This window comes from Thermoflexus hugenholtzii (genome assembly GCF_018771565.1).
Taxonomy (GTDB): Bacteria; Chloroflexota; Anaerolineae; order Thermoflexales; family Thermoflexaceae; genus Thermoflexus; species Thermoflexus hugenholtzii_A.
In genome coordinates this window covers 1,841,253-1,855,165 of record NZ_CP076326.1, presented here as the reverse complement: position 1 = coordinate 1,855,165, position 13,913 = coordinate 1,841,253, and the positions used below count along the sequence as shown (strand labels likewise).

Sequence of the window (13,913 nt, the reverse complement as noted above, 5' to 3'; positions counted from 1 at the left end):
GGCCGGGAAGGCCCGGATCGCCTTCCGGAGGTTCGTTTTTTCCGTCGGCGCTCGGCCCGTGCGGGGAAAGCATCCTGGGAGGGCGAGGATGAGCCTCAGCGGGCGCTTGGCGGGATGTTCCCTGCGCGGATCGCCCGATCCACGGTTTTCTTTAACATTTTAGCACGCCGGAGAGAGGGCGACCTCTTTCCGGGAGGGATTCACCCGCGTATCGAGAAGGCCATCCGGTGGATCCGCACGCTCTGGACGAGGCCGATCCCGAGGCACAGGGAGAGAAGGGCGCTCCCGCCGTAGCTCAGGAAGGGGAGGGGGAGGCCGGCCACCGGCGTCAGCCCCACGTTCATCCCGATGTTGGCCAGGGCCTGGAAGGCGATCCAGGTCCCCACCCCGACGGCGATCAGCCGACCGTAGGTGTCCTCGGCCGTCCAGGCGATCTGAAGGATGCGTCCGAGGACCCACAGGTAAAGGGCGATGACCCCCAGGGCCCCCACCAGGCCGAACTCACCCGCCAGGACGGCGAAGAGGAAGTCCGTGTGGCGGACCCGCAGGAAGCCCCAGACGTTCTGGGGGCTCTGCCCCCAGCCGGTCCCCCACAGCCCCCCGCTGCCGATGGTGATCAGGGCCTGGGTGAGGTTGTAGGCGGTGTTCGGATCCGGCTGCAGGCCCAGGAAGTGCAGCAGGCGCCCGCGCATGTAAGGCAGCATCATCGTCCACGCCCCAAGGGCCAGGGGGAGGCTCAGGAGGCCCACGGCCAGGAGATGCCGGGGGCGGATCCCCCACACGAACAGCATGGCCAGCCCGATGACGACGAGCACCACCGCCGTGCTCAGATTGGGCTGGAGGAAGATCAACGCCGCCGGCAGCAGGAGATAGCCGAAGGCCAGCAGCACCGTTCGAAAGGAGTCCAGCTGTTCCTCACGGTCCGCCAGGAAGCGGCCCAGGCTGAGGATCAGGAGGAGCTTGGCCAGCTCCGCCGGCTGGATGTTCACCGAGGCCACCTCCAGCCAGCGGCGGACCGGCGCGATCTGGCTGCGGCCGGCGATCAGGGCGAGCAGCAGCAGGCCGACGAGGAGCAGATAGAGCCCCTGGTGGAAGGTTCCCCAAATCCGGTAGTTCACCGAGGATGTGGCGAGGATGAGGACGATCCCGATCAGGGCGAAGGTCACCTGCCGCCGGGGGGCGTCCGCGAGATCCGGGGAGCGCAGCACGGCGCTGGCGATGGTCGGGATGCTGATGGCCATCAGGGCCATCACCCCCAGGAGCAGCCCGACGTCGAAGCGGCGCCATTCCCCCAGACGTTCCTGCAGCCACCCGATCATGATCGGCTCTGCCGGTTCCCCAGCGGGATGTCCGCCACCAGGCGGCACTCCCGGGCGTCCTGGGTCACGGTCACCCGCACCTCTTCAGCGACGATGGGCACGTGGCGGGAGAGGACGGCGATGATCTCGTCCTTGATGACCTCCAGCAACCCCGGGGAGAGGTCGCTGCGGTCGTGAACCAGGATCACCTGCAGGCGCTGCTTGGCGGTCTCCCGGGGCGAGGGCTGCCCTCGCAGTCGATCCAGCCAGCTCATCGGCCACCTCCGCTGCGCACCAGCCGGCGCAACCAGCTCAGAACCCCATGCCCATCCTCAGAGGGGAAGAGAGGAACGTTCTCCCCCATCAGGCGCCGGGCGATGGCCCGGAAGGCCTGGCCCGCCGGCGACCGCTCCTCCAGCACCACAGGGGTCCCCCGGTTGGTGGCGACGACGACCTGTTCGTCCTCCGGGATCACCCCCAGCAGCTCGATGGCCAGGATCTCCAGCACGTCCGAGGTGTCCAGCATGTCGCCCCGGCGGACCATGTCCGGCTTCAGGCGGTTGACGATGAGCTTGGGGGTCGGCTTGCCCATGGCCTCCACCAGCCCGATCACGCGGTCCGCATCCCGCACCGCGGCCACCTCCGGGTTGGTGACCAGGAGGATGAGATCGGCGGGGGCCAGGGCGGTGCGGAAGCCCTCCTCGATGCCGGCGGCGGAATCGATGAGGATGTAATCGAAGTCGGGCCGCAGCTCCTCGCAGATGCGGACCATGTCCTCCGGCCTGACGGCCGATTTGTCCCGGCTCTGAGCGGCGGGCATCAGGTAGAGGTCGGGGACCCGCTTGTCGCGGATGAGGGCCTGACGGGTGCGGCAGCGGCCTTCCACCACGTGGACGATGTCGTAGACGATGCGGTTCTCCAGCCCCAGGACCACATCCAGGTTTCTCAAGCCGATGTCCGCGTCGATGCACACCACCTTCTTGCCGGCCAGGGCCAGGGCCATCCCCACGTTCGCCGTCACCGTCGTCTTGCCCACCCCGCCCTTGCCAGAGGTGACCGTGATCACCTGCGCGCTCATGGCGAACCTCCCGTTTCACCCATGCGGAGGGAGAGGGAACTCCTCCGGTTTACAGAAAGCGCCCGAACCATCGTTCCATCCACGATAAGGGACGCCATGGCTCCACCACAATCCGGCCCTCCTGAACCACCGCTTGCTCGGGGATGGGCCGTCGGGGCTCCTCCGGCGAGCGGGCGATGTAACGCCCGATGCGCAGCTGGACCGGGCGGAGCTCCAGGGCGTAGACCGCCGCCTCATCGTTCCCCTCACAGCCGGCGTGGGCCGTTCCCAGCAAGCGTCCCCAGATCACGATGTCGCCGGTGGCGGCGACCTCCGCCCCCGGATTCACATCCCCGATCACGCAGAGATGCCCTTCCACCTGCAGATAGTGGCCCGCCCGCAGGGTCCGGCGGACCACCCACGCCGGCTCCAGGGGGAGCTCCCGGGTTTCAGGGGCGCGCTCCGGGGCCGGGGGGCTCTGGAGGGGCAGCCCCAGCCGTCGCACCAGGGCCTGCGTGACTGGATGCTCCGTCCATATGCCGGTCAGGGTGAGGCCGAAGCGGTTCAGCAAGGCCAGGGCGGCCAGCAGGTCCGCTTCCTCCAGGATCCGATCCCCTAAGGCGAGGACCGCCCGGCCGCCGACGAAGAAGCTGGGGTTGGCCGACAGCCGGGCCTCCAGCGCCCGCAGGGCCTCGGGCCATGGCTCCGGCCCGAAGGAAAACCACAACGCATCCCCCACGCCTTTAATCGCCACCGGCTCTCTGGCCATCCCGTCCGTCCTCGCGTTCAGGTCAATGCCCCGGGATCGGTTTTGTTGTAGTGTAAACTTGTGGAAAAAGCAACTTTGGCGCAATGCCTTGTGGGGTTGGGAATGCAGGAACCGCCTCCGCCGCGGGCGGTTTGGGCAAGAGGACGGGCCGTCCGCGAAGGGGGACATGCATACACGAATCGATGGGCGGAGACCGCCAGGGCCGCATTCGTTGGCCGGCTTCCCCTTCCGGAGGAGCGGCTTTCGCCGCGACCCTTGCGTCATCGAAGACGGGGGTTCTGGGTTGTAAAGGCGGCTTTCGCCGCAACCCTTGCGTCATCGAAGGCAGAGGTTCGGGGCTAAAGCCCCTCCTACAAAAAGAACGATGTCGTTTTGGTAGGAGCGGCTTTCGCCGCGACCCTTGCGTCATCGAGGACGGGGGTTCTGGGTTGTAAGGGTGACTTTCGCCGCAACCCTTGCCTCATCGAAGGCGGAGGTTCGGGGCTAAAGCCCCCTCCTACAAAAAGAACGATGTCGTTTTGGTAGGAGCGGCTTTAGCCGCGACCCTTTGCCTCATCGAAAATCCGGCGGTTCGGAGTTGTCAGAGCGGCTTCCGGCGCGACTTCCTTCGCTCCGAAGGCGGCATTCGTGGATGACTCTCCTCTTGCAGGAGCGGCTTTCGCTGCGATCTCTGCGGCATCGAAAACAGGGGTTCAGGGCGAAAGCCCTTCCCCAGGGAGGATTCCACTCCACAGGAGGCTGGGATGGCGTGGCTGATTGCGCATGGCATCGTGTGCACGATGGAGGATCCGCCCCGGGTGATCGAGGACGGAGCGGTGGCGGTGGAGGGGGATCGGATCGCGATGGTAGGGCCCACGGCGGAGGTGCGGGCGCGCTACCCCGAGGCGGAGGTCCTGAACGCGAGGGGACAGCTGGTCCTCCCGGGCAGCATCTGCGCCCACACGCATTTTTACGGGGCCTTCGCCCGGGGCATGCCCCTGCACGACGAGCCCCCGGGGAACTTCCCTCACATCCTGCGTCGCCTGTGGTGGCGGCTGGACCGCGCCCTGGATGAGAAGGCGGTGCGCCTCTCGGCCCTGGTCTGCCTGATCGACGCCATCCGCCACGGCACGACCACCCTGATCGATCATCACGCCAGCCCCTCGTGCATCGATGGCTCGCTGGACATCCTTGCGGAGGCTGTGGCGGAAGCCGGCCTGCGGGCCTGCCTGTGCTATGAGGTCACCGATCGCAACGGCCCGGAAGGGGCGCGGGCCGGGATCCGGGAGAACGCGCGGTTCATCCGCCAGGTCCAGAGATGGCGGGCGACGGGGGATCCCCGGGGAGACTTGCTGGCGGCCTCCTTCGGGCTCCACGCCTCCTTCACTGTGGGCCCGGAGACCATGGCGCAGGCCGTGGCCGAGGCCCAGGCCCTGGGGGTCGGCTTCCACATCCACGTGGCGGAGGACGCGGCCGACGAGGGCCACAGCCTGACGATCTATGGGGTCCGCACGGTGGAGCGGCTGGCGCGGGAGGGGGTGCTGGGCCCCCAAACCCTGTGCGCGCACTGCGTGCACGTCGACACAAGGGAGATCGACCTTCTGGCCCGCACCCGGAGCAAGGTGAGCCATCAGCCCCGTTCGAACATGAACAACGCCGTCGGAGTGGCGCCGGTGGGCGCGATGCGGGCCGCCGGGGTGACGGTCGGGCTGGGCAACGACGGGTTCTCCAACAACATGTTCGCGGAGATGAAGACCGCCTACCTGGTGCACAAGGTTCACGCCCGGGACCCGCGGGCGATGGGAGCGGAGGAGGTGCTGGCCATGGCCTATCGGGAGAACGCTCGCATCGCCGCTCTCTTCTGGCCGCATCCTTTGGGGGTCATCGCCCCCGGCGCCTATGCGGACCTCATCCTCCTGGATTACCGGCCTTACACGCCGCTGACGGCGGAGAACCTCCCCTGGCATCTGATCTTCGGGATCGACGGCTCCCATGTCACCACGACGATCTGCGGAGGGCGGGTCCTGATGAAGGATCGGCAGCTGCTCACCCTCGACGAGGAGCGGATCGCCGCCGAGGCCCGGGCGCATGCGCCCATCGTTTGGGAACGCTTCCGCGCCATCGCGGAGGCCGAGCGGGGCTGATGAAAAGAAGATCCGCCGGCTGGCATGCGGCCGGACCTTCGGATATCCTACGGGAACCGTTCGAGCTCTCCGCCATGGGAGGTGGCATGCGGATCCGGGTGCGGGTGCCCGCGACGATCGCCAACCTGGGCCCGGGGTTCGACGCGATGGGGCTGGCCGTCCGCCTGTATAACGAGATCGAGGCGGAGCCGGCCCCGGCGCTGGAGGTCGTCCTGGAAGGGGAAGGGGCCGACGTCCTCCCACGGGATGCGACGAACCGGGTGGTGCGCAGCGCGGCGGCGCTGTTCGAGCAAGCGGGGATGAGGTTGCCCCCTATGCGGCTGCGCTGTCGCAACCGGATCCCCCTGATGTCCGGGCTGGGCTCCAGCGCGGCCGCCGTGGTGGGCGGGCTGGCTCTGGCCGCGGCCTGGCTGGGTCGGAGGGGACCGTGGGAGGAGCTGCTGGAGCCGGCCACGGCCCTGGAGGGCCATCCGGACAACGTGGCGCCGGCCCTGCTCGGAGGCCTGACGCTGGTGACCCGGGATGAGGAAGGCCTGATCGCGGCCCGGGTGTCGATCCCCCCGATGCGGGTGGCCCTGGCCCTCCCGGCTGTCCAGGTCTCCACCGAGATGGCCCGCCGCCTGCTCCCCGCTCAGTTTCCCCTGTCGGATGTGGTGGCGCAGATCGGGCATGTGGCCCTGCTGGTGCATGCATTCCGGGAGGGGGACTGGAGGTTGCTGGGGCGGGCGATGCGGGATCGGGTGCACGAACCCTATCGGGCGCGTCTGATCCCCGGCTACGCGCAGGCGGTTCAGGCGGCGCGGGCGGCCGGGGCTGCGGCGGTGTGCATCAGCGGATCCGGCCCGGCGCTGGCGGCCTTCGCCCCCGAGGGCCATGAGGCCATCGCGGCCGCCATGGCCGCCGCCTTCGAGGAGGCGGGCTTCCCGGCCCGCACCTGGGTGGTCGACGTGGAGCCCCAGGGGGTGCAGGTGGAGGTGGAGCCGGATCCGAACTCCCGGTGATCGCCGGCATGGGATCCCTTTTTCAGGAGACGTCTATGGAGTTCCTGCGACGGATGTGGCGGGCCTTCCAGACCATCGCGATCCTTTTCTCGTTTACCGTCAACCTGATCCTGGTGATCGCCCTGGGGCTGCTTTACATGCAGCTGGCCTCCCTGAAATCCGCCGTCAACGGGACGGTCGCCCGCCTGGAGGCCATCGTCCAGGATCTGGGGGATACGCGGATCTCCACCACCATCCCGATCCGCCAGTCGGTCCCGGTGGCCTTTGAGCTCCCGGTGCAGCAGGACACGGTGGTGGTGACCCTGGCGCCCGTGCCGATCACCACGGCGGCGACGTTCCAGTTGCCGGGGGGCGGGGGCACGATCAACGGGACGGTGTTCATCCATCTGCCCCCGGGGACCCGCCTTCCGGTCCGGTTGAACATGACCGTCCCGGTCCGCACCCAGATCCCGGTGAACTTCGATCAGCCGGTGGATATCGCGCTGGGGGCCTCGGGGCTGGACCCGGTGGTGGGGAAGCTGCTGTTGCTGCTCAAGGATCTCAAGGCGCTGCTGGATCTGATCCCGGGGCCGTGAGGAGCGGAGCGCCTTCGGCCAGCGGTTGGCCTGCGCCGATTGGGAGAGGTCCTTCTCAACGGGCCGAAGGAAGCCGATCTACGTTCAGATTCCCGCGCTTAGGAAGGTCTTCACGGCTGCGGGAGGGCCTCGGATCCGACCTTCCGTCGCGGCGAAAGCCGCTCCTGCGAAGAAGGGAGCCGTCCACGAATCCGATCCGCGGATACACGAATGCCGCTTTCGGAGCGGGGAAGGTCGCGGCGGAAGCCGTTTTTACCAAAGCATTGGTTTTTGTAGGAGGGGCTTTAGCCCCGAACTTTCTGCCCTCGACGACGCAAGGGTCGCAGCGGAAGCGGTTCTGACAACTTCGAACCGTTGGGTTCTCGATGATGCAAGGTCGCGGCTGAAGCCGCTCCTACAAAATCGCTTTAGCCCCGAACACTCGTCTTCGAGGGCGTGAGGGTTGCGGCGGAGGTCGCTCCGATCACGATGGGGAGATCAACGACCAGATGCGGTTGCGCACGCATATCGTCGTGGGGACTGTCTGGGGCTTTTGGGTGGGTGGGCCGCTGGGGGGTGCCCTGGGCGCCTTTGCCGGCGCCGTCCCGGATGTGGATCTCGATGTCGGCTCGGTGGGGCGGGGAGCGCGGGCGCTGGGCGCGCTGGCCATCGCCGGCGGGGCGCTGGGAGGCTATCTCCTGCGTTCTCCGGAGGTGGCGGGCGCAGGCCTGGGCGCCGGCTTCCTGCTGTGGGCGCTGGTCCGCTTGCCCCATCGGGGCCCCACGCATTCGCTGGCCATGGCGGGCCTCTGGAGCGGGCTGGGCGCGCTGCTCCTGCCGGATCCCGGGCTGGTCGGGGCATGGGCGGGAGGCTATCTCTCCCACCTGTTGCTGGACGCCCTCACGCCCCAGGGCATCCCGTGGCTCTGGCCGCTCACCGGCGCGCGTCTGCGCCTGGCCCGATGGCGGACCGGTTCGCTGTGGGATCACGCGATTCTGTGGCTCAGCGGACTGGCCGGGCTCGGGCTTTTGGGCTGGCGTCTGCTGAGGGGATAAAGCAGGGGGAGGATCGAGGATGTCGGATGCGCCGGCTCTCCCTCCGATCTGTGATTACGAGGAGACCGATTACGAGGCCTTCTGGCGGGCAGGCCGGGCGTATGAGGACCTGGCGGAGCGGATCGCGCTGCGCGCCCTGTTGCCGCCACGGGGCCGACGCCTGGTGGAGATCGGCGCGGGCTTCGGGCGCCTCGCCGATCTTTACGCAGGCTACGAGGAAGTTTACCTTCTGGACTACGCGCGATCGCAGGTCGAAGCGGCCCGGCGGCGCTGGGGCCATGATCCACGGTTCCGCTTCGTGATCGGCGACCTCTACCGCCTGCCTTTCATACCCGGATCCTTCGACACCATCGTCATGGTCCGGGTGATCCATCACGTCCGGGATGTGCCCCGGGCGTTGCGGGAGATCCACGAGGTCCTGCGGCCGGGCGGGGTTTTCATCCTGGAGTTCGCGAACAAGCGGAACCTGAAGGCCATCCTCCGTTATGTGGTCGGCGCCCAATCCTGGTCGCCGTTCTCACCGGAGCCGGTGGAGTTCGCCCCGTTGCATTTCGATTTTCATCCAGCCTGGATGCGCGCCCGGCTGGAGGAGGCGGGCTTCCGGATCCAGCGGGAGCGGGCGGTGTCCCATTTCCGACATCCGTGGTTGAAACGCCTGATCCCCGCGCCCGCGCTGGCCAGGATGGACGGATGGGTGCAGGGGATCGGGGCCCTCTGGAAGCTGACCCCCAGCCTTTTCATCCGGGCGGAAGCCGGGTCCGGCGCGCGCCCCACCGAAGAGGGACTCTGGCGCTGCCCCCTCTGCCGCCGGCCGGCCCGCGAGGAGGAGACGGCGGTGGTCTGCCCGGAGGGCCATCGCTGGCCCCGGGAGGGCCCCCTCTACCGGATGCGGGAAGGGATCTGAGCTCACCGCCCGGATCCGAACCACCACACCCTTCCATCGGTCCAGGCGGCGACCCACTCCCGGCCTCCGGCATGCCGGAGCTGGCGCGGGCCGGAGACCGCCCCGGCGGCCCCACCGGCGGGCGATCCCCCGACCAGGAGCCCCCACGCCTGCCATCCTTGCGCGATGGCCAACCCGGCGCGCTCGTCGCCCCGGTAGACCACCAGGTCCACCCGGGGGACCTCTCCGTTCGGGCGGCGGCGGGCGATCAGGACCCGCTGGCTTCCGATCTGGAGCAGCCATCCGTCCTCCCGGTTCTCCAGGATGAGGGAACCCATCTCGATCCGCAGGCCGGTTGGGAGCGGGGCTTCTTCCCCCAGGATCTGACGGACCGGATAGCGCGATCGCAGCGCGCCGGAGGGCCCCGGCTTTGCGGAACCCTCGAGGATCAGGAGATCCAGATGGGGGTCGAAGGGGCCCAACCAGCGCCCCAGCCCGGCCAGGGAGGCTTCGCGGATCCCCCACAGCCACAGCGCCCGATGGCCCTCCGGGCTTTCGACCAGGAGGAGATCCCCGCCCTCGAACAGCACCAGCTTCGCCCGATGGTCCGGGAGGTAGGTGAAGGCGATGGCCCCCAGGGCGCCGATCAATCCCAGGGCGCGCAGGGCCGGCTGATGCGGCCGAAGGCGGAGGATCGCCTCCTGAAAGGAGAGGCCGTAGGCCCGCAGGAGGAGGGCGCTCAGGGCTCCGCCGTAGAACAGCAACATCCCTTCCAGGTAGCCCGGGGCGACGCGAAGGGTGGCGAGGGGCCAGCGCGCCGTGAGATCGGCGACGCGGATGGTCCAGGCCAGGGGCCACCAGACCGCCCAGCCCAGCGGGGCGGCCAGCGGTCCGAGGGTCGCCGCGCCGAGGGCGGCAGCGATCCCGAAAGCCATCAGGAAGGGCTGCACGGGCAGGACCAGAAGGTTGGCCAGGGGGGCGATGAGAGAAAGCTCCCGGAAATGATAGAGCATCAGAGGGGCGGTGGCGATCTGGGCGGCCAGGGAGACCAGCAGGGCCTCGCGGACGGCCTCCACCAGGGCGCCGGCTTCGGGATCCCGCAGGAGCCGGGCCGTCCCTTCACGCGCCCATCCCTCCAGGGGCGGGGCGAGGAAGAGCAGGCCCAGGGTGGCGGCGAAGCTCAGCTGGAAGCCCACATCGTCCAGGGCCAGAGGATCCCACAGGGTCATGGCGAAGGCGGAGAGGCTGAGGGCGTTGAGGGCGTCGTTGCTGCGGCCCAGCATCAGGGCGATCAGGGTGAGCGCCCCCATGAGGGCCGCCCGCACCACGGAGGCCGAGGCGCCGACGAAGAGGGTGTAGAGGGGGATCAGGAGGAGGGTCGCCCAGAGGGCAGCCCGCCGGCCCAGCAGCCGGGTGAAGAGGGCCAGGGCGAGGGCGGTGAGCAGCGTGATGTTGTAGCCGGAGATGGCGACGATGTGGCTGAGGCCGGAGCGGGCGAAGGCCTGCTCCACCGTCCAGGGGATCCCGCTTTCATCCCCCAGGAGGATGCCGATGAGCAGCCCGGCCTCCGGGTCCGGCAGCAGCCCCCGCAGGCGGTCCCGGAGGAAGCCCCGGGCGGCGTAGAGCCCGCGGAGCAGAGGACTGCCCTCGCCGGCCCGCACCCGGGTCCACGCTCGGGCCTGCAGCTGCCCGAGCACTCCCTGACGGGCCAGGACCTCGCGCATGTCCACCTCCGGCCGGACCTCGGGGGGACGGATGCGGCCGGTCAGGCGGAGGCGATCCCCGTAGCGAGGACGGCCTTCCTCCAGATCCACTTGCAGCAGGGCTGTGCCCCCTTCCGGCCGGAGGCGAAAGCGGGATCCGGCTCCGCGTCCGGCAGGGTCGTCCACCACGATCCCTTCCACGGTGACCTCGGCGCCCTCCGCCATCGCCGCGGCGAGGGCGGGCGGCAGGTCCGGGGTGGGCCGCAGGGTTCCCCGGACCGCGCCGAGGAGGGCGATCAGGCAGAGGAGGGGGAGGCGCCGGTTTCCGGCGTGGGGAACGCCGAGCCCCAATGCCGCGATGGCCGGAAGGGCCCAGATCAGGAAAAACAACGTCCAGCGCGGGAAGAGATCCTCGCCGGATGGGAGGGCGCGGGCGAGGAGGAGTCCCACGAGCCAGGCCAGGGCGGGCAGGAACAGGGGCGCCCCCCGCAAATCCGGCATCCGCGCAGTCCACCCTTCCGAAGCGTTCATGGTCCCCCTCCGGCACAGGTCGGCCGTCGGCCAGGGTCGTTCAGGTGGGAGCGGCTATCCTGGGCATTGCGGTCCGGGCGAAGGGAGCCGTCGGGATGGACGCAGACGGACCGTGGGGCGCATGCAGGGCCCGGCTCCCCGGACTCCATCGGCGGCGCCTCAGGTTCCCCCTAAGCGAAGCAAGGGCATGCGCCTTTCCCCTCAAGGAGCTTCCCACGGGGATGGATGCTCCGGAGCGCGAGGCGGCAAGGGGACCTGCGGCATATCCCCGGGAAGCATATAAAACGGAATCCAGTTGGCGATCGCGCGAGAGAGCTCCGTGTTGAACAGGTCCTCCAGGAGAGTGATCGGATAGCCTGTTCCATCATCGATCCGGATCACCCACATCCACCAGAGGGTGGCATACCGGGGAGGCTGGAAGTCGTGGTCGAAAAGCTCCGGGTAGCGCCGCACATCTGCGGGAAGATAAACGTCCTCCGGTGGAAGCCAGAGGGCCTGTGTCGCCAGGGCGAACTGCCCATCCGGGGAACACTCCAGACCATCCGCGGTGGGTCCCAGCGCGCTACGCAGGAACGGAAGGAAGGCGACCGGGAAGCGTCCCTGCTCGGCCAGGGCGTGGGCCAGGGCCTGCTGATCCGGCCACCCGGGCGCGTTCGTCGGAGCGGTCAGGACTTTCCCGGAGCGGAGATCGACCCGGTAAAGGCCGCCTGGGAACGCGAGGGGTGGGGGCGTGAAATCCGAAACCGCTTTCCGGAAAAGCTCCTCTCCTTCGGGCATAGGCCCTCCGTCGCGATAAACAACGATCAGGGCGTGTTGTTGATCCGGTGAAAGGCATCCCTCCGCATGGACCTGGTCATAGACCTTCGCCTGGTTCTGGAGCACCGATTCCGGGATCGGAAAGCACAGGGGAGGAGAGAGCCTCTTGTCCGGCAGTATTTGAGCGCAGAGTTCCCCCTGGCTCCCGCATGGTTTCAGGCCGTAGATCCCTTTTTTCCCAGGCCCGATGCGATCCTTTCGGATCGCCAGCGCGTCCGGGGCCTCGACGCAGATCGGAGGGGCCTTGGCGGTGCCCAGCTCTGCGAACCATTCGCCGTCCCGCCAATAACAGAAATGCAGGCGTCCGTTCCAGAGCGTCCAGAAGGGCATCGTGAGATCCGAAGGCCACGGCCCGATCCAGCGCTGACCGTCCGTCAACCAGACCGCTCCCTCCGACCATGTCTGGCGTTCGAGGCGGGGGTGGAACACCGCGATCCAGTTCCCCTCGGTCTGAAAACCCTCCGGAAGCGGCTGGGGCCTCTGGGATCCGGAGGAGGGCGGAGGAGCGGAAGGGAGGCGGGTGGGCCGAGGGGTCGCGGTCGGCGTGCGGGTGAGCGGACGGGTGGCAGTGGGAGTGGCCGTCGCCGGAATGGGGGTCGGCATAGGGGAGGGGGTCCGCGCCGGTTGCGTTCCGAGGGGGCCCGTGACGATCGTCGGCGTCGCGGTCCGCACCGGCGTGATGGGCGCGGCGGAATGCATACAGGCGGTCAGGCTGAGGATCAGGATCCCTGGAATCCAGCGGCGCATCGGGTTCCTCCTGCAGGGTGGGCTCAGGGCGTGTTGCGGTTCAGGTAGCCGCCGCAGGTGGGGTCGGAGCAGACGACCCCCTGCCCCTCCCGCACCGCCAGGGGCAGATACAGCCAGGGGATGTTCCCCCGCCACACCAGGGGGATCCACCAGACCTCCCCCTCCGGCCCCTGCACCTGCCCCCGATCCGGATGCAGATGCGCATAGGGCCGACCGAAGGGCTCCAGGGTCAGATCCAGGACCCCATCCCGCGCCTCCTCCAGAACCCACTCCTTTCGAGCCACGTAGGTCTCCGTCCGCCTTCGGCCCGGGGCCACGACCGGCGGATCGGTCCAGCAGTCCATCTCCCCCCACCGCGCCCGAGGCAGGGACTCGCAGATCGTGCGGGTTCCGGTGACGTCCCGCACGGTCTTTTTGTCGACCCGCAGGCGCACGGGCCATCCCCGCTGGAAGTAGCCGTTGAAGGCGGGCAGCACTCGATCCCCGAAGGCCACCTCGCTCACCTGGCCGGTGGCCGGATGGGAGGCGTAGGGGAAGTTGATCGCGATCTCCCGTCCGGGGGCCACCTCGGCGTTCAGGCCGGCGGCGGGGAACTGCAGGAGACCGGGCAGGAGGACGGCCTCCATCATCCCGCTGGCGTCCTTCCGGAAGCCGCCGGGGGCGGTCCAGAGCTGGAGGCGCAGGCAGGCGGTGCCGGCGGGGACCTGGTGGGCCAGCAGTTCCGCCTCGCGCATCCCGCAGGGGAAGAGGGCGGCGCCGGGGCCACGGCTTCCGCCCCAGGTCCACAGGCGCCAGCCGGAGTCGGCATATTGGGGCCAGGGGGGCTCCTCCCAGACCAGGCGGGCGGTGGGGTGGAAGACCCCCCAGGGGTCCTCCCGGGCGACGAAGCCGACGGGGTAGGGGGTGACCCGGAAGCGGTGGGGTGGGACCTGGACCTTCAGGCGGATGGTCTGGCCGTAGTAGTCCCGCCAGGCGCAGGCGCCGGCGCTGTCCCCGACGCCGGAGCCCAGGGTGGGGTTCTCCAGACAGTAGGTTTTCCAGGCGACGTTGGCGGTGGGGCAGAAGTCGGGGCCTTCGCCGAAGCGGTGGGTGATCTGGACGTGGCCGGCGCAGTCGATCTCCGCCTGGGCCTCGACGCAGGAATTGGGCCCGGAGCCGGGAAGGATCACCCCGATGCGGGTGGTCCCGGTGCACCGCCGCGCCTCCCGCCCCGAAGCCCCCAAGTCCTGCGTCTGACGCACCTCGAGGATGAATCTGCAGGCATCATCTTCGCACTGATCCCCGCTTTGGGCGGCGGCGGGAGCCGGATGACTTGCTGTCCACCCGAACAACAGCAGAAGGACTGGAAGCATTGCAATCCACCGTGTCCCCATTAC

At 69.0% G+C, this 13,913-nt stretch carries 12 protein-coding genes; 5 read left to right on the top strand and 7 right to left on the bottom strand.

All coding sequences use genetic code 11. The annotated features are described in order from the left end of the window. Nucleotides 1–200: 200 nt before the first annotated feature. Genes KNN16_RS08480 through minC form a run of 4 tightly spaced genes read right to left on the bottom strand, consistent with a single transcriptional unit; the run spans nucleotide 201 to nucleotide 3,124 of the window. Nucleotides 201–1,319 carry an FtsW/RodA/SpoVE family cell cycle protein gene (locus KNN16_RS08480; protein ID WP_299288938.1) on the bottom strand — a complete coding sequence of 373 codons (1,119 nt, stop codon included), beginning with the start codon at nucleotides 1,317–1,319 and terminating at the stop codon, nucleotides 201–203. Then, nucleotides 1,316–1,573: a cell division topological specificity factor MinE gene (gene minE / locus KNN16_RS08475; RefSeq protein ID WP_299288934.1), complete on the bottom strand. Its 258-nt coding sequence runs from the start codon at nucleotides 1,571–1,573 to the stop codon at nucleotides 1,316–1,318. The genes KNN16_RS08480 and minE overlap by 4 nt, the downstream gene beginning before the upstream one ends. After that, nucleotides 1,570–2,376, bottom strand: a complete 807-nt coding sequence (gene minD / locus KNN16_RS08470) for a septum site-determining protein MinD (protein ID WP_299288931.1) — start codon at nucleotides 2,374–2,376, stop codon at nucleotides 1,570–1,572. Before minD ends, minE begins: the two co-directional genes overlap by 4 nt. A 49-nt stretch (nucleotides 2,377–2,425) precedes the next feature. After that, a complete protein-coding gene (gene minC / locus KNN16_RS08465) occupies nucleotides 2,426–3,124 on the bottom strand; it encodes a septum site-determining protein MinC (protein ID WP_303896370.1) in 699 nt (232 codons plus the stop codon). Between the two features lie 743 nt (nucleotides 3,125–3,867). Here minC and ssnA point away from each other — a divergent pair. The 5 genes from ssnA (at nucleotide 3,868) to KNN16_RS08440 (ending at nucleotide 8,761) form a co-directional block, all read left to right on the top strand. Continuing rightward, complete coding sequence (gene ssnA / locus KNN16_RS08460; protein ID WP_303896369.1) at nucleotides 3,868–5,247, top strand: putative aminohydrolase SsnA; 1,380 nt, start codon at nucleotides 3,868–3,870, stop codon at nucleotides 5,245–5,247. 86 nt (nucleotides 5,248–5,333) lie between these two features. Further along, nucleotides 5,334–6,248 (top strand): homoserine kinase, encoded by a 915-nt coding sequence (thrB, locus tag KNN16_RS08455; RefSeq protein WP_303896368.1) that lies wholly within the window; start codon nucleotides 5,334–5,336, stop codon nucleotides 6,246–6,248. A gap of 35 nt (nucleotides 6,249–6,283) precedes the next feature. After that, on the top strand, nucleotides 6,284–6,823 hold the full coding sequence (locus tag KNN16_RS08450; RefSeq protein ID WP_303896367.1) for a hypothetical protein: 540 nt from the start codon (nucleotides 6,284–6,286) through the stop codon (nucleotides 6,821–6,823). Nucleotides 6,824–7,311: 488 nt separating this feature from the next. Beyond that, on the top strand, nucleotides 7,312–7,857 hold the full coding sequence (locus KNN16_RS08445) for a metal-dependent hydrolase (protein WP_303896366.1): 546 nt from the start codon (nucleotides 7,312–7,314) through the stop codon (nucleotides 7,855–7,857). A 19-nt stretch (nucleotides 7,858–7,876) separates the two neighbouring features. Then, nucleotides 7,877–8,761: a class I SAM-dependent methyltransferase gene (locus KNN16_RS08440; RefSeq protein WP_303896364.1), complete on the top strand. Its 885-nt coding sequence runs from the start codon at nucleotides 7,877–7,879 to the stop codon at nucleotides 8,759–8,761. Nucleotides 8,762–8,763: 2 nt separating this feature from the next. Here KNN16_RS08440 and KNN16_RS08435 read toward each other — a convergent pair whose 3' ends face one another. The 3 genes from KNN16_RS08435 to KNN16_RS08425 form a co-directional block, all read right to left on the bottom strand. After that, on the bottom strand, nucleotides 8,764–10,974 hold the full coding sequence (locus KNN16_RS08435) for a ComEC/Rec2 family competence protein (RefSeq protein ID WP_303896363.1): 2,211 nt from the start codon (nucleotides 10,972–10,974) through the stop codon (nucleotides 8,764–8,766). A gap of 201 nt (nucleotides 10,975–11,175) precedes the next feature. Further along, nucleotides 11,176–12,537, bottom strand: a complete 1,362-nt coding sequence (locus KNN16_RS08430) for a hypothetical protein (RefSeq protein ID WP_303896362.1) — start codon at nucleotides 12,535–12,537, stop codon at nucleotides 11,176–11,178. Between the two features lie 23 nt (nucleotides 12,538–12,560). Next, nucleotides 12,561–13,910, bottom strand: coding sequence for a hypothetical protein (locus KNN16_RS08425; RefSeq protein ID WP_303896360.1), 1,350 nt, complete (start codon nucleotides 13,908–13,910; stop codon nucleotides 12,561–12,563). Nucleotides 13,911–13,913: the final 3 nt, after the last annotated feature.

Coding starts and splice junctions, on each gene's coding strand:
- KNN16_RS08480 (WP_299288938.1), bottom strand. CDS start 1,319: ATGATCGGGTGGCTGCAGGAACGTCTGGGGGAATGGCGCCGCTTCGAC.
- minE (WP_299288934.1), bottom strand. CDS start 1,573: ATGAGCTGGCTGGATCGACTGCGAGGGCAGCCCTCGCCCCGGGAGACC.
- minD (WP_299288931.1), bottom strand. CDS start 2,376: ATGAGCGCGCAGGTGATCACGGTCACCTCTGGCAAGGGCGGGGTGGGC.
- minC (WP_303896370.1), bottom strand. CDS start 3,124: ATGGCCAGAGAGCCGGTGGCGATTAAAGGCGTGGGGGATGCGTTGTGG.
- ssnA (WP_303896369.1), top strand. CDS start 3,868: ATGGCGTGGCTGATTGCGCATGGCATCGTGTGCACGATGGAGGATCCG.
- thrB (WP_303896368.1), top strand. CDS start 5,334: ATGCGGATCCGGGTGCGGGTGCCCGCGACGATCGCCAACCTGGGCCCG.
- KNN16_RS08450 (WP_303896367.1), top strand. CDS start 6,284: ATGGAGTTCCTGCGACGGATGTGGCGGGCCTTCCAGACCATCGCGATC.
- KNN16_RS08445 (WP_303896366.1), top strand. CDS start 7,312: ATGCGGTTGCGCACGCATATCGTCGTGGGGACTGTCTGGGGCTTTTGG.
- KNN16_RS08440 (WP_303896364.1), top strand. CDS start 7,877: ATGTCGGATGCGCCGGCTCTCCCTCCGATCTGTGATTACGAGGAGACC.
- KNN16_RS08435 (WP_303896363.1), bottom strand. CDS start 10,974: ATGAACGCTTCGGAAGGGTGGACTGCGCGGATGCCGGATTTGCGGGGG.
- KNN16_RS08430 (WP_303896362.1), bottom strand. CDS start 12,537: ATGCGCCGCTGGATTCCAGGGATCCTGATCCTCAGCCTGACCGCCTGT.
- KNN16_RS08425 (WP_303896360.1), bottom strand. CDS start 13,910: ATGGGGACACGGTGGATTGCAATGCTTCCAGTCCTTCTGCTGTTGTTC.